The organism is Clostridium carboxidivorans P7, assembly GCF_001038625.1.
GTDB classification, from domain to species: Bacteria; Bacillota; Clostridia; order Clostridiales; family Clostridiaceae; genus Clostridium_AM; species Clostridium_AM carboxidivorans.
In genome coordinates, this window is the sequence record NZ_CP011803.1 from 3,775,179 (window position 1) to 3,793,218 (window position 18,040).

At 30.0% G+C, this 18,040-nt stretch carries 22 protein-coding genes; 4 read left to right on the forward strand and 18 right to left on the reverse strand.

Going from position 1 to position 18,040, the window contains the following annotated elements; genetic code table 11:
• Positions 1-45: 45 nt before the first annotated feature.
• A complete protein-coding gene (locus Ccar_RS16790) occupies positions 46-585 on the forward strand; it encodes a hypothetical protein (RefSeq protein WP_048030298.1) in 540 nt (179 codons plus the stop codon).
• On the opposite strand, the gene Ccar_RS27615 is transcribed toward Ccar_RS16790, so the two are convergent.
• Positions 586-714 (reverse strand): hypothetical protein, encoded by a 129-nt coding sequence (locus Ccar_RS27615; RefSeq protein ID WP_278336732.1) that lies wholly within the window; start codon positions 712-714, stop codon positions 586-588.
• Positions 715-945: 231 nt separating this feature from the next.
• Between Ccar_RS27615 and Ccar_RS16795 the strand changes: the two genes are divergently transcribed.
• Entirely contained in the window at positions 946-2,082 is a 1,137-nt protein-coding gene (locus Ccar_RS16795) for a tyrosine-type recombinase/integrase (RefSeq protein ID WP_048030300.1), read from the forward strand.
• Positions 2,083-2,444: 362 nt separating this feature from the next.
• Here the strand turns inward: Ccar_RS16795 and Ccar_RS16800 are convergent, their stop codons facing one another.
• From Ccar_RS16800 to Ccar_RS16820, 5 genes are all read right to left on the reverse strand, one after another.
• On the reverse strand, positions 2,445-2,759 hold the full coding sequence (locus Ccar_RS16800; protein WP_007060788.1) for a hypothetical protein: 315 nt from the start codon (positions 2,757-2,759) through the stop codon (positions 2,445-2,447).
• Between the two features lie 186 nt (positions 2,760-2,945).
• Positions 2,946-3,437: a M26 family metallopeptidase gene (locus Ccar_RS16805; RefSeq protein WP_007060787.1), complete on the reverse strand. Its 492-nt coding sequence runs from the start codon at positions 3,435-3,437 to the stop codon at positions 2,946-2,948.
• A 284-nt stretch (positions 3,438-3,721) separates the two neighbouring features.
• Positions 3,722-4,456 carry a Fic family protein gene (locus Ccar_RS16810; RefSeq protein WP_007060786.1) on the reverse strand — a complete coding sequence of 245 codons (735 nt, stop codon included), beginning with the start codon at positions 4,454-4,456 and terminating at the stop codon, positions 3,722-3,724.
• A gap of 125 nt (positions 4,457-4,581) precedes the next feature.
• Entirely contained in the window at positions 4,582-5,076 is a 495-nt protein-coding gene (locus Ccar_RS16815; protein ID WP_007060785.1) for a DUF1016 N-terminal domain-containing protein, read from the reverse strand.
• Positions 5,077-5,564: 488 nt separating this feature from the next.
• On the reverse strand, positions 5,565-5,795 hold the full coding sequence (locus Ccar_RS16820) for a hypothetical protein (RefSeq protein ID WP_007060784.1): 231 nt from the start codon (positions 5,793-5,795) through the stop codon (positions 5,565-5,567).
• A 148-nt stretch (positions 5,796-5,943) separates the two neighbouring features.
• Between Ccar_RS16820 and Ccar_RS16825 the strand changes: the two genes are divergently transcribed.
• On the forward strand, positions 5,944-6,372 hold the full coding sequence (locus Ccar_RS16825) for a hypothetical protein (protein ID WP_007060783.1): 429 nt from the start codon (positions 5,944-5,946) through the stop codon (positions 6,370-6,372).
• A 283-nt stretch (positions 6,373-6,655) separates the two neighbouring features.
• Entirely contained in the window at positions 6,656-7,723 is a 1,068-nt protein-coding gene (locus tag Ccar_RS16830; protein WP_007060782.1) for a M20 family metallopeptidase, read from the forward strand.
• A gap of 290 nt (positions 7,724-8,013) precedes the next feature.
• On the opposite strand, the gene Ccar_RS27620 is transcribed toward Ccar_RS16830, so the two are convergent.
• The 12 genes from Ccar_RS27620 to Ccar_RS16885 form a co-directional block, all read right to left on the reverse strand.
• Positions 8,014-8,148 (reverse strand): OadG-related small transporter subunit, encoded by a 135-nt coding sequence (locus Ccar_RS27620; RefSeq protein WP_007060781.1) that lies wholly within the window; start codon positions 8,146-8,148, stop codon positions 8,014-8,016.
• Positions 8,149-8,167: 19 nt separating this feature from the next.
• A complete protein-coding gene (locus Ccar_RS16835; protein ID WP_007060780.1) occupies positions 8,168-9,289 on the reverse strand; it encodes a sodium ion-translocating decarboxylase subunit beta in 1,122 nt (373 codons plus the stop codon).
• Positions 9,290-9,314: 25 nt separating this feature from the next.
• Entirely contained in the window at positions 9,315-9,704 is a 390-nt protein-coding gene (locus tag Ccar_RS16840) for a biotin/lipoyl-containing protein (RefSeq protein WP_007060779.1), read from the reverse strand.
• Between the two features lie 25 nt (positions 9,705-9,729).
• A complete protein-coding gene (locus Ccar_RS16845) occupies positions 9,730-10,062 on the reverse strand; it encodes a hypothetical protein (RefSeq protein WP_007060778.1) in 333 nt (110 codons plus the stop codon).
• A gap of 66 nt (positions 10,063-10,128) precedes the next feature.
• A complete protein-coding gene (locus Ccar_RS16850; protein ID WP_007060777.1) occupies positions 10,129-11,556 on the reverse strand; it encodes an oxaloacetate decarboxylase subunit alpha in 1,428 nt (475 codons plus the stop codon).
• Positions 11,557-11,796: 240 nt separating this feature from the next.
• Positions 11,797-12,339, reverse strand: coding sequence for a citrate lyase holo-[acyl-carrier protein] synthase (gene citX / locus Ccar_RS16855; RefSeq protein WP_007060776.1), 543 nt, complete (start codon positions 12,337-12,339; stop codon positions 11,797-11,799).
• Between the two features lie 29 nt (positions 12,340-12,368).
• Entirely contained in the window at positions 12,369-13,901 is a 1,533-nt protein-coding gene (citF, locus tag Ccar_RS16860) for a citrate lyase subunit alpha (protein ID WP_007060775.1), read from the reverse strand.
• Between the two features lies 1 nt (position 13,902).
• Positions 13,903-14,790, reverse strand: coding sequence for a citrate (pro-3S)-lyase subunit beta (gene citE, locus Ccar_RS16865; protein WP_007060774.1), 888 nt, complete (start codon positions 14,788-14,790; stop codon positions 13,903-13,905).
• Positions 14,790-15,089, reverse strand: coding sequence for a citrate lyase acyl carrier protein (gene citD, locus Ccar_RS16870; RefSeq protein ID WP_007060773.1), 300 nt, complete (start codon positions 15,087-15,089; stop codon positions 14,790-14,792). Before citD ends, citE begins: the two co-directional genes overlap by 1 nt.
• A 15-nt stretch (positions 15,090-15,104) precedes the next feature.
• On the reverse strand, positions 15,105-16,154 hold the full coding sequence (citC, locus tag Ccar_RS16875) for a [citrate (pro-3S)-lyase] ligase (protein WP_341390336.1): 1,050 nt from the start codon (positions 16,152-16,154) through the stop codon (positions 15,105-15,107).
• A 188-nt stretch (positions 16,155-16,342) separates the two neighbouring features.
• A complete protein-coding gene (gene citG / locus Ccar_RS16880; protein WP_007060771.1) occupies positions 16,343-17,221 on the reverse strand; it encodes a triphosphoribosyl-dephospho-CoA synthase CitG in 879 nt (292 codons plus the stop codon).
• 4 nt (positions 17,222-17,225) lie between these two features.
• A complete protein-coding gene (locus tag Ccar_RS16885) occupies positions 17,226-17,915 on the reverse strand; it encodes a GntR family transcriptional regulator (protein ID WP_007060770.1) in 690 nt (229 codons plus the stop codon).
• Positions 17,916-18,040 lie beyond the last annotated feature (125 nt).

The following is an 18,040-nucleotide window of genomic DNA, read 5'->3' on the forward strand; positions in this document are numbered from 1 at the left end:
ATATCATTTGAGCACCAACACTTTATATAAATTGGAGGAATGTTTATGGAGTACTCACAAGATAAATATTATAAAATAAAACTGACTAAAGAACTTATTATAAACTTAATCGAAAATTGTTTGAAAACAGTAGTTTTTAAAAATATAGAAATTAGACCAAGTATAAAGTATGAGGCTAAAAATAGCAATTTAAGCTTGCAAGGTCTATCTTTAACAGATTTTAAGAATGAAACTTTAAAGAATACTAAATTTAAAACTTTCTCTATGGTTATCCTGTGCAATTCGAATAATGAACTTTATTCTTTGGTTTTGTTAAAAGATTCAGCCATCAAAGATGAAATTGTTATAGCATTAACGTCCCATGATAAAATATGGGTAGATGAGAACTTAGATTATATAACAAAATTTTTAGAAAAATGTAACAATAACAACATTGATACTATTTTTACCAATAATTCTAATAAAAAATTAGAAAATTCTGCACCAAAGGGTAATTTATTTACATGGTTAAAAAACAATATAATTGGTATTCTGGCTATACTTGCAGCATGCATAATAGCGTATTTACAACATATATATAAATAATTAAAATTTATTCATTTTTGATTTTTTAAGTTCATTGATGATACTTTCTAATTTTGTAACTCTATACATTAATGAGACTATAGCAACACTTAAAGCTAATACTTCTAAAATGTTCAACAATGTATTCATTTAATCAACTCCATACATAATATTATTTACTTAAATTATATCACTTTCAAAGTATAGATAATAGTACTTATGCATATTGACACAAGAACATATATTTGCTATATTAACTATAGAAACCCGATAAAATTTAGAGATTTTTTAAAATCCGTTTAATAGAGGTTCCACGAAACCCATACAAGCCTTTGAGCTATGTATTGGGTTTCTTTATTTTTATATTGAGGAGGAACTTCTATGCAAACTGTATTTATTCGTAAACGTGGTAAAAAATATGTAGTTACATTAGAATATAGGGATTCATCTGATGGAAAGAAAAAGCAAAAATCATTAGGATCCTGCGATAAAAAAAAGGATGCTGGAAAATTATTAATAGAGGAAAAGTCAAAAATAAATAATAATGATTTTATTATGCCTGAAAAAACAACCTTTGAACAATACTTAAATACCTGGATAGAACAACATAAGAATAATTTAAGTGTAACAACTTATAATAGATATAAGGACATAATAGATAGGCACATAATACCTCATCTGGGTGAATTTGAACTACAAAAGCTAAATCCTTTACAAATACAAAACTTTTATAATATAATGGCTCAATTTTTAAATAGCAAAACAATATTACAATATCACAGAATAATTCATAAAGCACTTGATAGTGCATATAAATTACAAATTATATCTAAAAATCCTTCTGACTTAGTTGAAACACCTAAAATCAAAAAATATAAATCTAATGTTTTTAGCGTAAAAGAAGTTCAACAGCTTTTAGAGACTTGCAAAAATACTAGGTTAGAAGTACCTATAAATTTAGCTGTTATTCTAGGCTTAAGAGCTGGTGAAATATTAGGTTTAAGTTGGGACAAGGTTAATTTTTCAAATAATACTATAACGATAGATAAAAATTTAGTTAAGGATAGAATGTCAAAAAGTTATGTTTTTAAAGATCCTAAAAGTGAATCTTCCATAAGAACATTAACAGCTCCTAAAGAACTAATGAGTTTATTAAAAGAGCAAAAGAAAAAGCAAAGTCAATTGCAACTACAAAGTTATGGTACTTATAATAATAAATATCATCTACTATTCACTAAAATAAATGGAGAACCAATGACAAGTGATTCTTTCAGCCGAATGTTTAGAGACTTTTTAAAAAAGCATAAATTTCATTTAATAAGATTCCATGATCTTCGCCATACAAATGCCTCATTAATGTTAGCAAGTGGTACAAGTGCTAAAGTAGCTTCAACAAGATTAGGACACAGTACTATAGGAATAACAATGGACCTGTATACTCATGTTCTAGAAGGACTTGAAAAAGAAGCTGCTGACAATATTTCAAATTTAATTTATAATACTACATCAAACAAGTAATATCAATGCTTTAGAGCACATACAAAAAGTCAGTAATATGTCAGTAAGTCAGTAAAATGCCATGAGAATTATTAAAACTTATTAAAATCAAATGAAGAATATTAACACATAAAAAACTCACAAGCCTTTGATTATACTGGCTTATAAGGAATTGTTAAAACTTACTAAACACCATTAAAATTGCAACATGCGTATTCAAAATCCGTCGAGGTCACACTCGTGCGGGTTCAAGTCCCGCCTTCGGCACCACAGAAATCCGCACTTTTTTCAAAGTGCGGATTTCTTATTTTTTGATTCATTATTTTAATATAAAAAAAAGATACAGTAGAAATTATTTTTACTGTATCTTCTTTTTAATGATCTTATAATCCAAAGATTTCTTCTAATTTTTCTGCATCAGTTTTATTGTATTTTATATTTATATTTCTCTTTAGTTGGCTTTTGTCAGTTAAAAACATATCCGAAAGATCCATCTTAATTCCATCTACATATGCTGCTTCTGCTATGCCATTTTCCATCGCAAACTTTACTGTACCTGTATTAAGATGAGAGCTGCTTTTTTTCTCTGTTAAGATATTTGAAAATTCTCCTTGCGCTGTTACTGAATTATTTTTTATAGTGTTAGTATTAGTTGAATGATTTAAATAATTATATTCATTTCCTATTACTAATCCCATTTTATTAACCTTCTTTCTTTCAATTAATTTAATTATCTTTTATAAATATCGTGTATATTAGAGACTCATTTAATGTAGGAGTTACATTTATATTTCCAATAGGAGAAACACCCTTTTGCTAGTTTTTCATACTACTCAGTATATTACTTGTACTTATTAATTACCTATACCTAAAATGCAATAAACTTATTTAATTACAACATTATCATATACTTTTCCATCTAAACAAATAGCTACAATTGGACTAATTGATCTCCTGTTATTACCCGAAGACTCAATATTAACATTTTTAAGAGTAACATTGTAAATGCTTCCTTCTTCAACGTATCCAAATAAACCTATATATTTTGCTGTTTTACTAGTAGTTTTTAAATTACTAATTGTAAATCCATTACCATTAAAGGAACCGGTGAAAGGATTATCATCATCACCAATGGCTGTCCATTCCTGTGTTAGTGAAATATTTGAATCCAATATATAATTATAGGACATTGCATATTTTCCTTTTCCGATTGAATGAAGTTGATCTTCTGTTTTAACCATATAATAAGTTTTATTACCTATAGTTATTGTTTGCATATCTATAGTTTCTAACGTCTTAGCACTTACTACACCAGCATTTCCAATTGTCATTATTCCTAATAATAGTAATAATAATCCTCTAAATATTAATTTCATATTATCATCTCCTTAGTTTGTAAAATAATCATAAATAAGTATTATATAACAAGCCTATAGGAAACTTTTTTGACAAGCTAGTTCATTATAACCTTATATTACATTTTGTGTCAATTGAGTGTTTAATAGGTTAGTTTATTATTTTAAAAAGAGACTTTCAAGGCTAGAGATTCTAAGAATTTTAATAAAGAACGAAAAAAGCTATCGTTTTGGTAAGCCTTTTTCGTTCTTTTATAATCCTACCTTTATCCAATCTTGATCATTTACCTTTAAGCTAAGTTTCTTTATCCTAACACATATAAATATTTATCCAAACTTCTATTTACAGCTTCATTTATAATATTAATAAAATCTTGAAGATCATTTTCAACACTTGCTTTTTCAAGAGCACTCATATATTCATTTCTCTCTTCCATTCTTATAACAGTAATTGGATAACCATTTCTCATAAGGATTAAATTCATAAGCAATCTTCCACATCTTCCATTGCCATCTATAAAAGGATGTATAAATGTAAATTTATGATGGAACTCAGCTGCAAGAGCCATTGGATGTAGTTTATTTTTATTTTCATCATACCACTTAATTAAATCCTCCATTTCTTGTGGAACTAAGAAATGTTCTGGTGATCTGTGGTTGCTGCCACTTATAAGTACGTTAACGCTTCTATATCTTCCTGCATTTTCGTTGTTTATGCTTTTTAAAATAATATAATGAAGATCTTTTATAACATTTTGATCAATATCTATATTTCTATTTACTATATCTTCAACATAATCAATAGCTTCTTTATGATTGATGACTTCAAGATGTTCCTTGAGAGTTTTCCCTTTTCCAATAGTGATACCATCTTCAAGGATAACTTTTGTTTCTATAATTGTAAGTGTATTTCCTTCAATAGCATTTGAATTATATGTAAGGTCTACATCAAAATATTGCTTTAAATTTTTAATAGCAGTTTCATTAAATGGCCTTTTACTATAAAGTATCTTTTTCTTTTTATCTATTTCTTTAATCATATAATCACCTTTTATAGATTAGAATTTTATATATGCTTTAATAAACATTTTTTCTTAAAAGCAATTCATATAAACTCAATTCACTTACTATCTATCTATAAAATTCTAGCCTATATAAATTTCTCTTACTCTATTTGCTTATCCTCAAACTTCTCTCTAGCATTTTCAATAGCAGCATGTAATTTTCCCTGCAAAACTTCCTTTGGTGGTAACTGTGTCATATATTCAACATGTATTCCACTTGACCCTAGCTCCAGCAATTCTATTTCCTCTAAATCTTTTTCACTATATGTATCTTTTAAATCTAAAAAATCTAAAACATAAGGATCTCTAAAAAATAAATTTATGCTCATTTTATTATTTTCACTTAGCTGATTAAGATCATTTATTATAGTTTCTTCAGGCTTTTTAGATATAGCCGTTCTTTCATATAACATGGAGTTGATCCTTTCATTCAGGGTTCTTACACTCCATCTCTCATTGGTACACATTGTTATATAAAACTCTCTCTTTAAAATATCATTTATTGCTATAAGTTTTAGTAAATGAGACCATGTTAATTTTGCAGACAGTGTCTGCAAAATTTCAAAATCACCTATGGTTTCATATAACTTTAGCATATTAAATAAGTTTCTCTGACTATATTCTTTTCAATGATAATTATAGCATAAGGTACTATACTAAAAATATTCATCAATTTCCTCATCATGGTCCTCATGCTCAGTTTTATAATTCTTTTTTGACATTTACTTATCTATTCTTTCTATTTGTTTATATTGAAATATTGATATAAGTTTATTAACTTTTTTATATCTCCAAGCTCCCACATCTAGTAACCTTAAATAAGCACCAGTGCTCTTCACTAGTGCTTATTTAAAACAATATATATATATATAATAAGGGGGACTTATTATATTCTTTTAGTTCTTCCTCTAAGGTCTATCTCCTTAGGACACTTATTATTATATACAGTAATTGTTACGATTTTGTGTTATATTTGTTACTTGTTAGTGTATATTTTTAAAACATTTTATGAATAAAACACCTGACACTTAATCAGATGCTTTATTATTGCCACCTTACTCTTTTTGTAGCATCAAGTCATTATTTAATCTGTTTTCCAAAACAATTTCCATATATCTTTTAGAGTAAAGTTCTTTTTCATAAAAGTTAAGTATAAAAATAATATACTGAAAATACTACCAAACACTATACTACTTAAATCATGAACTTTAGTCCAAAACCCTAATTGGACAAATATAACTAATATATAACTCATAAGAAAATAGTCTGGATCACTTTTTAATTTTTCAATATTAAACCACAAAAATCGCTTCATTATATTTATCCCCTTTCTATATAGCAATTTAATGTATACAAACCTATACTATTTACAACCATATTATACCATACAAATAAGTACTACGAATATATTGCATATGTATGTCATATTTATTAATATAAATTCTTCAGGGAGGTACATATATTTGGAAAACTTAAATTTGAGCTATACTATGCAAAAGAAAACAAAAAAGCTTTTAAAACTAAAAAATGAATTGGATAATAAAAAGGGTAAACTTATACTTTCATCTGGATTTACAGGAATGCTTGTAGTCTATGTTGGCTTATCTAATGACAGATATTTTGATTATGCTGCAGCAGCATTTAACACTAATATTCCGCAAATATATGGATTGGAATTTTTTGATTTAGTAACATTGGTTTTGGCATTCATTAGCGGTTTTGTTCTATATAGTGAATTAAACAAATTCAATAAACTTAAATCCTCATATGAATCTCTAAAACAAAGTATTAAAGAATCTATTAATAGTGATTTTTGTAATTGCTCTACTACTTGTAATTGTAAAGATGACTATATTATATTTATGGAAGGTAAAGGAATAGATTTGATATGAGTATATGTTTTAATAGATTAGGAAGTCTTTACAAAGAAAATGAAATCAAGATATATAAGCTAAACCTTATTTCTATTGGTTAAATAGGTTATTAATTTTTCTCATTTTCATCCAATTTATAAATAAATCAATCATATGTAATTCATTGAAAAATTTTCATATTACACTAATCCTTGATTTAACAAGTTTTTTAAAGCCTCCTTTTAAAAAATTTATTATAATAGAACTGGTACATTTATTGCTTTATTACATTTAAGTAAAATATAACTAGGGGGTCTTATAAATGGATTGTGTAGAAATTACAAAAGAACTTATTAAGATTGATAGTTCAAATTTAAAAGGAGCAAATAAAGCTATAGATTTTTGTAAAGATATATTGATATCTAATGGACTAAAACCTGAAATAATAGAAAATAACGGATTTAAAACTTTAATATGCAATATTGGCTCTGGAAATAAAAAAGTTATACTAAATGGTCATTTAGATGTTATTTCTGGAACTCCTGATCAATTTATACCTTATATTGAAGATGGAAAACTCTACGGCAGAGGTAGTGCTGATATGAAATCTGGAGCTGCTGGTATGCTTAACACAATTTTGAATCTTAAGGATAAAAATTTACCTTGTAAAGTTGAGCTTCAATTAGTTACAGATGAGGAAACTGGCGGCTTCAACTGCTCAGGGTATTTAGTCAATAACGGTTTTACAGCAGATTTTGTAATATGCGGTGAACCTACTCAACTAGGTATCGGCATACAAGCTAAAGGTATATTACAAGTTTATTTAGAATTTACAGGAAAATCTGCCCACGGAAGCAGGCCATGGCTTGGTGATAACGCTATAATAAAAGCTTATGAAGCCTTTAAATTAATTGAAAATCTACCTTTCACTAAAGAAAAGTCAGAACTTTATAGTCATCCTTCCATTAACTTATCAAAAATTGAAGGTGGAGATGTTTATAATAAAGTACCTGATTATTGTAAAATGTATCTTGATATAAGATTTCTTCCAGAACAAAATCCTCAAGAAATAATAAGACAAATTGAAGAAATTACTGGAACCCACGTAAACATTCATTCAATGGGAAATGCTGTAAAAACCAAAGTTGACGATATACATGTAAAGAAACTAGAAGAATCAATTTCCAAAATATCTAATGGCAAAACCGAAGTGTTTGGACAACATGGTTCTGCCGATACTAAATTTTATTCTAACCATAACATACCTGCTGTAGAATTTGGACCTACAGGACAAAATTGGCACGGCAAAGATGAATTCCTAATAGTAGATTCTCTCTATGCATATGAGAAAATGCTTATGGAGTTTATATTGAATTTAGACTCTATTTAATAACTCAACTTTTTTTAAGAGGACAGATGACAATTGTCCTCTCAAAAAAGTTGTGCCGCAATGTTCTTATATTAATTCAAAACTTTGTATCTATGAAAATTCAATTAGTATCCTATTTTTAGCTAATAAATAAAAAAAACCTACCTATTATATATACTAATAAACTAGTTACCTATAAGAAAGTCTAAAACATTGTAATAATCTTAATGATAAATATATTTCTAAAGACAAAAAGCTGTAGATGAGGTTTATATATAACCTCACCTACAACTTGTATATTAGCTTGCTTATTATTTTTCTGGAAAAACCTTTATTAAAGTTTTTATTAAAAGAAATATTATTAACATTACTACAAATATTCCGCACATTCCTGAAACTGTTACTTGTAATGCTTGTTCGAAATTCATTAGAGCAGTACCGCCCATTTATAACACCTTCCTTATCTTATCTAATTAAGTTCATTATTAGTCCGCCGGCTATAACTGAAGCTATTTGTCCTGCAACGTTAGCTCCTACTGCATGCATCAATATAAAGTTCTGGCTGTCTTCCTTAGTTGCCATCTTCTGTATTACTCTAGATGACATTGGGAATGCAGATATACCTGCTGCACCAACCATTGGATTTATCTTTTTCTTTAAGAAAAGATTTAGGATCTTAGCAAATATTACTCCACCGATTGTATCAAATATAAATGCTACTAGTCCAAGTGCTATTACAACTGCAGTCTTCATTGTTACAAATTGATCTGCTTTCATAGATGCAGCTATAGTAATTCCTAGTAACAAAGTTATGATATTTACAAGTTCATTTTGTGCTGTTACTGACAATCTCTCTAATACACCACATTCTCTAATAAGATTTCCAAACATTAAGAATCCTACTAGGGCTACAGAAGTTGGTGCTATTAATCCAGCAATCACAGTAACTATTATAGGAAACAATATTCTTGTCTTCTTAGATATTGATTCTGGTTTATAAGGCATTTTTATTGATCTTTCCTTTTTAGTAGTTACTAATTTTATTGCAAAAGGTTGAATTACTGGTACAAGTGACATATATGAGTATGCAGCAACTGTAATTGGTGCTATAAGATTACTATGAAAATAGTTAGCTACAAATATTGAAGTAGGACCATCGGCTGCTCCTATGATACCTATTGAAGCTGCATCTTTTAATTCGAAACCCAAAAGTGTTGCTGCGCACATAGTAAAGAAAATACCAAACTGAGCTGCTGCTCCGAATAAAAGCATAAAAGGATTTGATAAAAGTGGTCCGAAGTCAATCATGGCTCCTATACCGATAAATAATAGTAAAGGAAATGCTTCTGTTGAAATTCCACTATTGAATAAGAAGTCCAGTATACCCTCAACTGGAGTTCCGTTTAACGTCTGTGTTATTGCTCCAGACATAGGTATATTAGCAAGTATTGCTCCAAAACCCATTGGTAATAGTAATGCTGGTTCAAAGTCTTTAGCAATAGCTAAATATATAAGTACTCCTCCGATAACCCACATTACAAGCTGTTTTATTGTAATGGCCGCAATACCTTGAATTAAAAATTCCATTATTTTTATCCTCCTCGTTTTCTTCCTAAGCTATTTGAACTAAAGCATCTCCTGGATTTACCATATCGCCTTTTGCTACATTTACTGAAACTATTTTCGCATCTCTTGCAGCAACTATTTCATTTTCCATTTTCATTGCTTCTAATACAAGTAAAACTTGTCCTTTTTTAACTTGATCTCCAACTTTTACAGCTACGCTTACTATGCTTCCTGGCATTGGAGCTTCTATAGTTTCTGCTCCTGCAACTGGTGCAGAAGGTGCTGCGGCTGGTGCTTCTTGTTCTATTGTTGTAGCAGCAGTTTCTTTAGTAGCTGAAGCTTGTTTTTCTAACAATGAAGCAGAATTTTCTGCAGTTACTTCTTCCATTTCCACTTCATAAACTTTACCATTTAACTTTATCATGTATTTTTTCATATTAATTAAACACCTTCCTAATCAATTATTTTATCCTAGTTAATTTTGATATATGAAAATAAGAATCTGGTTTTTCTTTAGAAGCCATAATTGATGCAGCTAATGCTACTACCAATCTATCTTCTTCATCATTATCATCATTGAAAGTCTGCACAGGGTTTTGAGATGTAACATTATTACTATTAGTAAAGTTTTGTACAGTATTTTGTGCTGCACTGTTTCCTGATTTAAACTCTATTATTGCTTGAGATAGCTTAGAAACCATTGATATTGCATATAATACTAATATAGCAAAAACTACTGCTAAAGCTCCAAATGCAATAATAACTGTTTCTGAAAAATTTACGCTATTTCCCATTGTATTTCACCTCCTTGATACTCTTCATAACTCTATCAAATATTGTCATCATATCTTCTCAAGTTGTTACATAGTAACTGTAATATACTGTACTTTTTCACTATTGTCTTTTACTTCATTACTGTTTTTTGCTTCATTAATATCTTCTGTTTTAGGATTTAACCTATTTTCAAAGAATTTTTTAGCAACTTGAGGGAATAGAGCATAAGAAAGTACATCCTCTAAGGAGTTAGCTAAATCTCCAACTTCTTTCTTATAGTTTTCTAATTCTGGTTGTAATAAATCTGCTGGTCTTACAGTTATAACTTCTTCATCTCCAATAATCTTTTTCTTAATTTCATCACTAATTGGTGCTGGAGAAGTTCCATAAAGACCTCTAACATATTCCTTAATTTCCTTTGGAACCATTTTATATCTTTCACCTGCTAGTATATTAAATACTGCTTGAGTTCCTACCATTTGACTTAACGGAGTAACTAGAGGTGGAAATCCTAAGTCTTCCCTTACTCTAGGTATTTCTTTAAGTACATCTTCATATTTATCTTCTGCACGCTGTGCTTTTAACTGGGATAACAGGTTGGAAAGCATTCCTCCTGGTACCTGGTACTTTATAGTCTTTGGCTCAACATCCATTACTTTTGGATTCAATATTCCTGATTCTCTGTATTTTTCTTTTATAGGTTTAAAATAATCAGCAATTTCTCCTAATAAATCAGTATTAAGCTCAGGTCCACGATTACCTTCTTTAAGTGTCAATGCCATTGATTCTGTTGAAGGTTGTGATGTTCCTTCTCCAAATGGTGAAATTGCAGTGTCAATTATATCTATTCCTGCATCTACAGCTTTTAGATATGTCATTGACGCAATACCACTTGTGCTGTGAGTGTGAAGTTCTAAAGGAATATCTACTGCCTCTTTCAATCTCTTTACAAGTTCATAAGCTGAAAAAGGAGTTAGTATACCTGCCATATCCTTTATACAAATTGAATCTGCTCCAACACTTTCCATCTTCTTTGAAAGTTCTACAAAATAGTCTATAGTATGAATTTTACTTGTTGTATAGCTTATTGCACATTGGCAGTGAGCACCTGCTTTTTTTATTGCTTTAATTGAAGTTTCAAGGTTTCTTACATCATTTAAAGCATCGAAAACTCTGATTATATCTATTCCATTTTCAACAGATTTCTTAATAAATGCTTCAACAACATCATCAGGGTAATGTTTGTATCCTAAAAGGTTTTGACCTCTTAAAAGCATTTGTAACTTAGTATTTTTAACAATCTTACGTATCTTCCTCAATCTTTCCCATGGATCTTCATTTAAAAAACGAAGACATGCATCAAAGGTTGCTCCTCCCCAAACTTCCAATGAATAATATCCAACCTTGTCCATTTTTTCTAGGATAGGTAGTATCTCTTCAGTTGTAAGCCTGGTAGCAATTAAAGATTGATGACCATCTCTTAGTGATGTTTCTGTAATTTTTACTGGATTCACTACTATATTCCTCCTTTTAGTCGGAAGCACTGGGTAATTTAATCCGTTCGCTCCAGCTCACAAATTACCCGTTAAAGTCCATTTAGGACTTTAACCTCCCTAAATATTTTAATACTTGTATGTTCTTTTAATATTATCTTCTCTATTCTATAAAGAATGCAGAAAGTTTTTTACATTTTTCTGTCGCATTTCTCAGTTTCGGGAGATGTGACAGCAGAATGTAAAAGTTTTGCTAAAACATTATATACTTCCTCGATTAAAATAAGTTAAAGCAATTTTTTCAATATGATCTAGCAATTCATCAACGCTATGTTTCCTTGATCTACCACATTCAAAAGCGTTTCTTCCACATAACAAGCATTTCCTAGGTTCTCTTCCAATTTCCTGCCTACTTAACTGATTTCCCTCTAAGTCCAGAACGTCAAAATCAAACAATCTGCCTAAAGGATGTGTTTCTTCAATTTTAGTGGTTATTTCTTTAATAAAAGATGGTGTATCCTTAAAGGATGCAAAATATTCTGGTCCACTATTTTTATAAAGCAATTTTTCATCAATAATTTCAATAGAAGCTTTCGCCAACTCATTTTTAGCAGCTAACAACCCATCATCAAATATTTTTTTAATAAAAGAATTATATTTAACAGGTCCAGGAATATTAAGCTTATAAGAAATAAGTGGACTCTTATACTTTTTTAAGAAATACTGCTGAATTTGTACTCTTTCATCTCTTGAACTCAATATATCTTGAATATTTTGTTCTTCACCTTTGAAGGATACACCCATCTGAAACACCTCTTCTTATTACTTTGTAATTACTTTACTTTTCTTATTACATCAATGATGCTTCCATCTCTGTATTCAACAAGTGCCACTACTTTGTCGTCATATTGAATTGGATCAGCTTCTCCAACTATCTTCTTAGCCTTGTCTCTTAACTCTTCAACTGTAACTAATGGAAGTCCACTATTTTTAAATACTTCTACTAAATCAGTTCTCTTAGGGTTAATAGCAATTCCTGCTTCAGTAACTATAGCATCTACACTTTCGCCAGGTGTAATTACTGTATTAACAGAATCAACTACAGTTGGTATTCTTCCACGAACTAATGGTGTAACTATTATAGTCAATTTAGCAGTAGCTGCTGTATCACAGTGTCCACCTGAAGCTCCTCTAGCAACTCCATCAGAACCAGTTATAACATTAACATTAAAATCAGTATCTACTTCTAATGCTGAAAGCACAACTACATCAAGTTTGTTTACAATTGGTCCTCTGTTGTGAGGATTTGCATAGAAAGAAGAACTTATTTCATGATGTGTTGGATTTTTAGCTATTGACTCTACAGCACCTAAATCAAAATCTTGAACGTCGAAAATATGTTTTATTAATCCTTCTTCAAGCATTTCAGTCATTGGTTTTGTGATTCCACCAAGTGAAAAACTTGCTACATATCCTCTTTTTATCATTTCATTTTTTATGAATCTAGTAACAGCTAGTGTAGATCCACCTGAACCTGTTTGGAATGAAAATCCATCTTTAAAGTATGGAGATCCTATTATTAAATTAGCTGCATTTTCAGCAATTAATAATTCCTTAGGATTTTTTGTAAATCTTGTAGCACCTGAAGCTATACCTGATGGATCTCCTATAGCATCAACCTTAACTACATAATCAACAAATGTTTGATCAATACTTGCTGGAACATTAGGAAAATCTGCTAAAGTATCAGTGATTATAACTACTTTATTAGCATATTCTGCATCAATTTTTGCATATCCTAAAGATCCGCAGTTAGCTTTTCCACCTATTCCACTAGCATTACCATAATCATCACAAGATGATGCACCTAAAAATGCTACATCTATTTTTAACTCTCCTGCTTCTATAGCTCTTGCTCTTCCACCATGTGATCTAACGATTACTGGATTTTCCATTAATCCATTAGAAATAGCTTCTGCTAATTCTCCTCTTAAACCACTTGTAGTGATATTTGTAACTACACCACTTTTAATATGTTTAACTAATTCTTTATGAACATTGCTTAAAGAGCTTGCAGCTACTGTTAAGTTCTTTATTCCCATTTTAGCTATGATATCCATTACCATGTTTAGAACGAAGTCTCCTTCTCTAAAATGGTGATGGAAAGATATTGTCATTCCGTCTTTTAATCCTGTCTTTTTGATTGCTTCTTCTAAGCTGTCTACTAATTTAGTTTCACCAGGATTAACATGTTTAATTGTTGGAGCTACTTTAGCTACTTCACCAGTATGCGCAAACTGTCCTTTAAATATTCTTTTTCCTTTTAAAACTTCATCTGGAATCTCTCTACCTATAACGTTCTTCATATTAGATTTCCTCCTTATACACGCCTGCAGCTTTTGCTAATTCAAGTACTCTTTCTGCTCTTTCAATAATTGGTTTATCAACCATTTTACCATTAAGAGAGATAACACCTAATCCTCTTTCTGCTGCATCTTTTGCTGCTCTTACAACATCTACAGATTTCTTTATTTCAGCATCTGTTGGTGTATAAATTTCATTTACTGGAGCTATTTGTCTTGGATTTATTATTGATTTACCATCAAAGCCTAATTGATGTATTAATTTAACTTCATTTCTGAAGCCTTCTTCATTATCAACATTACTATATACAGTATCAAAACAAGCTATTCCTGCTGCTCTTGCTGCTATTATAAGCTGAGTTCTTGCACCTAAAAGTTCCATTCCGTCAGGGAATCTCTTAGTTTTCATGTTAGTAACATAATCTTCTGCACCTATTGCTACACCTATAAGACGTTTACTTGACTTACAAATATCGTATGCATTTATAATTCCTAATGCACTTTCAATTGCAGCCATCATTCTAGTAGAACCTACTTCTCTTCCGATTTTCTTTTCTACTTCTTCAATTACAGCTTCAACATCAAGAATATCCTGTGCTGTTTCAGTTTTTGGTAATCTTATTACATCAACACCAGCTCTTACAACAGCTTCTATATCATCTCTTCCATAAGGTGAATCTAAGGCATTTACTCTTACAACTATTTCTGTATTACCATAGTCCACAGTTTTTATAGCATTATATACTAAAAGTCTAGCTGAATCCTTTTCAGTTAATGCGACTGCATCCTCTAAATCAAACATTAGTGAGTCAGCTCCATAAATATAAGCATCTTTAACCATACCAGCATTGCTACCTGGTAAAAACATCATGGTTCTTCTTAAACGTCCCATTAGTCAATTACCTCCCAGTTTATATTTTGAGTTAATCCTGCTGCTCTAAAAGTAGCACATTCAACTCTTGCCTTTATTACGCAATCTAATGCTCCTTTATCTATAGCCATTACTTTTGCATTTTCAACTTTCATAGTTTCTAAAGTTTCTTTTATAACTTTTCTTATTTGTCTTCCAAATTGTTTTTCAACACTACTCTTTAATTCAATCTCTATTCCAGCTTCTTCCTTAGGTTCAATTCTTACCTGTATGTCACTTGATTCCAAAGTTCCAGCTATTGAGACTTGTTTAATTTCCATTAATTGTACCTCCCTTTAGTGTCTTCCAATATTATTTTTAATTTTTTCTACTAATTCCGCTGCAGCTTTAGATTTAAAATATTCATAAGTGCTGTTTGGAACTAGTTTTTTAACTTCAGCCATTTTTCCTTCTTTTATATAATTCCTAACTTTTGAAGCACTTATTGCTTCACCCTTCAATTCCAACCTTGGAACTATTATGCATTCTACACCTGCTTTTTCCAGAGTTGATTTCATTATTTCGTTATATTTTCTTGTTACTTTACAATAAGGTTCTTCTCCTACATATCTTCTGTTTATGCCTAATGCTGGCACAATGTACCTTTTAAATATTTCTAAGTCCAATCTTGCATGAGTGTCAACTACTGATCTTCCATCCTTAATGAAATATGATGGAAATGTAGCACTAGATATAATATAATTTCCTGCTTTATGAATAATGACATTTTTTAAGTGCTTTGTACCTTTTTTTACAAGGTCATATCTAACTGAAAATGGTATAATTGATGCATCCTCTGAAACCACAAATAGATGAACAACATCATTTTCACTTGCAACCTTTTCTATCAAGTACTGATGTCCAAGAGTAAATGGATTTGCATTAACTACAATGCTAGCTACCTTATCAGCATCTACTCTTTTTTTTGATAAACTCTTAACATATTGTTGTATCCCATTGGGGTTGTTTTCCATTAATACAACTGCATCTTCTATTCTAGCAATTTCATTAAATCCTGCATTTTGAAAAAATTTTGCTGTATCACATTTGGTATACAGAAATATATCCGTATAACCTCTGTAATATTGTTCACTCATAAGCTCCGAAACCAACATATTGGTTACTCCTTGTCCCTTATAGTCTGAACTTACAGCTAGGCATCTTAAAGTATTTTTAAAAAATGAACCTGTTGCCACTAATTGTTTTGAATCATAAACTCCAATAGTGTACTCAAGATTTTTATCCAACCTAATACCTTCATTGTTTAAAAATAATTCAACTTTTTTTCTTTCACCTAAATCATCTAAAAATATTCTTCTATCTTGAAGGCCGTAATCCATAATCATAATTCTTACTTCCCTCCTTTAACAAATTAAGAGTTTCATTCTGTAATTTAATTATAAGACAGAGTTCTTCCACGACCAAGTTTTTTTGATGTTCTTTCCTGCACTTTTGATGTTTTTCTCATATTTTCCCTGTTTTTTTGTCGAAAAAAATAGGGACACTTTCAAGTATCCCTAAGCCTTGTTCTATCCTAGCTGATGATTCCTTCAATAAATCCAAGAAAAATACTTACTGCAAGAAGATCTGCAGAACCACCAGGACTTATATTTTTTTCCACAAACTTTATATTCATAACTTCTAATTTTTTTATTGCATCAATTTGATTCATTCCACCAATCTTTATAAATTCTTTTGATATATTTTTAGTATAAGTAAGACTTTCAATTCCTCCTCTAATAACTACATTGCTATCTTCACTTTCAGTCATAATGCTCATCAAAACTTGTAAAAACAAATCATTAATAGAAAGTTGTCTATTTTTAGTCCACTGTCTAATGATTGGTATTGCCTGCTTTTGAACAGTTTGAAAACCACCTTCTACTTCACCACGTATACCCTTAAATCCATATTCTTTAAATAGCCGTTCACCATGAGTTAGATTAGTTTTTGTATTAATTCCTTTAAAATCTTTAACTGTCAAATCCCTAGTAATATCTTTTACTTCATTACAAACTTCTTCTATAAAAAAATTTTCTTTTTTATGTTTTCTATATAAATTACCTACTGCTGCACAAAGAATTCCTAGTGAAAATATTATTCCCTTATGAGTATTAACACCTTTTGTAGCTTCAAACATAGATTTCTCACATTTAATACCTGGAGCCCTCAACCTATCCATGAGCTTTGTACTATCTAACTCATTAAAAGAAATACCTTCAAGAACACATTCATATAAGCCATTATAAAGTGCTGAACTACTTGCCATGAAGGTAAAAAAATCCATGTCCTTATGTGAACCTGTATTATCACGATCTACTAATCCAGGTTTAGGAGTCGTACTAACCTCATAAAGTATTGATCTTTGTGCTAAAGAAGCTATATAGTGTGCAAATTCATTATTTTGTTTCAATATTTTATTCCTCATCTTTCATCGTTGAATACACAATATCTAGTGAAATATGTAAATGTCTTTCTACAATTTTATCAATGCCCTCAGTATTTTTTTCCGATATTGCCTTTAAAATTTGTCTATGCTCAACTAGAGCTTTTTCTCTTCTCTCATCATCAGTTATAGAAATGTCCCTAAATTTTCCAATGTAATCATTTAACTTGCTAATCATACTAGCTAACCTTTTCATTTTGCTAGCTTTATATATTAAAGAATTAAATTCTCCAAACAATCTTATTACTTCTTTAACATCGCCTTCTCTATTTTTCTGTTCTGTTAAATTCAGTAATGCTTCTAATTCTTCCAGTTCCTCTGGAGTTATATTTTCCATTGCAGTTGTAGTTGCCAATACTTCTAATGAATGTCTTATCTTATAGACCTCAATAACATCTTCCTTTGAAATTCTTTTTACTACTACCCCTATACGATGTACACTTTCAACTAATTCTTCTTCTTCCAATTTTCTTAATGCTTCCCTTACAGGTGTTCTACTAATATTCAATCTTCCAGCATATTCTTTTTCTATAATTCTTTCCCCTACTGGAACAACGCCGCTAATAATTGTCTTTCTTAAACCTTCATATACTATTTCCCTTATTGGTTTGTTCTGATTAAAATTCGTATTCTTTACAAATTCATCCATATAATCCGTCATAAAAAACCTCCTTTCCATCGTAAGTATATTATACTACATAATAAGTTTTAAACAACAATAAACCATTTAAAATATCATCTTAAAATGTAATTTTGAAAAGATTATAAATTCAAACTATTTATAAA

What these genes read in the sequence shown, in the direction of transcription:
- Ccar_RS16790 (WP_048030298.1), top strand. Translation starts at nt 46, where the DNA reads ATGGAGTACTCACAAGATAAATATTATAAAATAAAACTGACTAAAGAA.
- Ccar_RS27615 (WP_278336732.1), bottom strand. Translation starts at nt 714, where the DNA reads ATGAATACATTGTTGAACATTTTAGAAGTATTAGCTTTAAGTGTTGCT.
- Ccar_RS16795 (WP_048030300.1), top strand. Translation starts at nt 946, where the DNA reads ATGCAAACTGTATTTATTCGTAAACGTGGTAAAAAATATGTAGTTACA.
- Ccar_RS16800 (WP_007060788.1), bottom strand. Translation starts at nt 2,759, where the DNA reads ATGGGATTAGTAATAGGAAATGAATATAATTATTTAAATCATTCAACT.
- Ccar_RS16805 (WP_007060787.1), bottom strand. Translation starts at nt 3,437, where the DNA reads ATGAAATTAATATTTAGAGGATTATTATTACTATTATTAGGAATAATG.
- Ccar_RS16810 (WP_007060786.1), bottom strand. Translation starts at nt 4,456, where the DNA reads ATGATTAAAGAAATAGATAAAAAGAAAAAGATACTTTATAGTAAAAGG.
- Ccar_RS16815 (WP_007060785.1), bottom strand. Translation starts at nt 5,076, where the DNA reads ATGCTAAAGTTATATGAAACCATAGGTGATTTTGAAATTTTGCAGACA.
- Ccar_RS16820 (WP_007060784.1), bottom strand. Translation starts at nt 5,795, where the DNA reads ATGAAGCGATTTTTGTGGTTTAATATTGAAAAATTAAAAAGTGATCCA.
- Ccar_RS16830 (WP_007060782.1), top strand. Translation starts at nt 6,656, where the DNA reads ATGGATTGTGTAGAAATTACAAAAGAACTTATTAAGATTGATAGTTCA.
- Ccar_RS27620 (WP_007060781.1), bottom strand. Translation starts at nt 8,148, where the DNA reads ATGGGCGGTACTGCTCTAATGAATTTCGAACAAGCATTACAAGTAACA.
- Ccar_RS16835 (WP_007060780.1), bottom strand. Translation starts at nt 9,289, where the DNA reads ATGGAATTTTTAATTCAAGGTATTGCGGCCATTACAATAAAACAGCTT.
- Ccar_RS16840 (WP_007060779.1), bottom strand. Translation starts at nt 9,704, where the DNA reads ATGAAAAAATACATGATAAAGTTAAATGGTAAAGTTTATGAAGTGGAA.
- Ccar_RS16845 (WP_007060778.1), bottom strand. Translation starts at nt 10,062, where the DNA reads ATGGGAAATAGCGTAAATTTTTCAGAAACAGTTATTATTGCATTTGGA.
- citX (WP_007060776.1), bottom strand. Translation starts at nt 12,339, where the DNA reads ATGGGTGTATCCTTCAAAGGTGAAGAACAAAATATTCAAGATATATTG.
- citF (WP_007060775.1), bottom strand. Translation starts at nt 13,901, where the DNA reads ATGAAGAACGTTATAGGTAGAGAGATTCCAGATGAAGTTTTAAAAGGA.
- citE (WP_007060774.1), bottom strand. Translation starts at nt 14,790, where the DNA reads ATGGGACGTTTAAGAAGAACCATGATGTTTTTACCAGGTAGCAATGCT.
- citD (WP_007060773.1), bottom strand. Translation starts at nt 15,089, where the DNA reads ATGGAAATTAAACAAGTCTCAATAGCTGGAACTTTGGAATCAAGTGAC.
- citC (WP_341390336.1), bottom strand. Translation starts at nt 16,154, where the DNA reads ATGATTATGGATTACGGCCTTCAAGATAGAAGAATATTTTTAGATGAT.
- Ccar_RS16885 (WP_007060770.1), bottom strand. Translation starts at nt 17,915, where the DNA reads ATGACGGATTATATGGATGAATTTGTAAAGAATACGAATTTTAATCAG.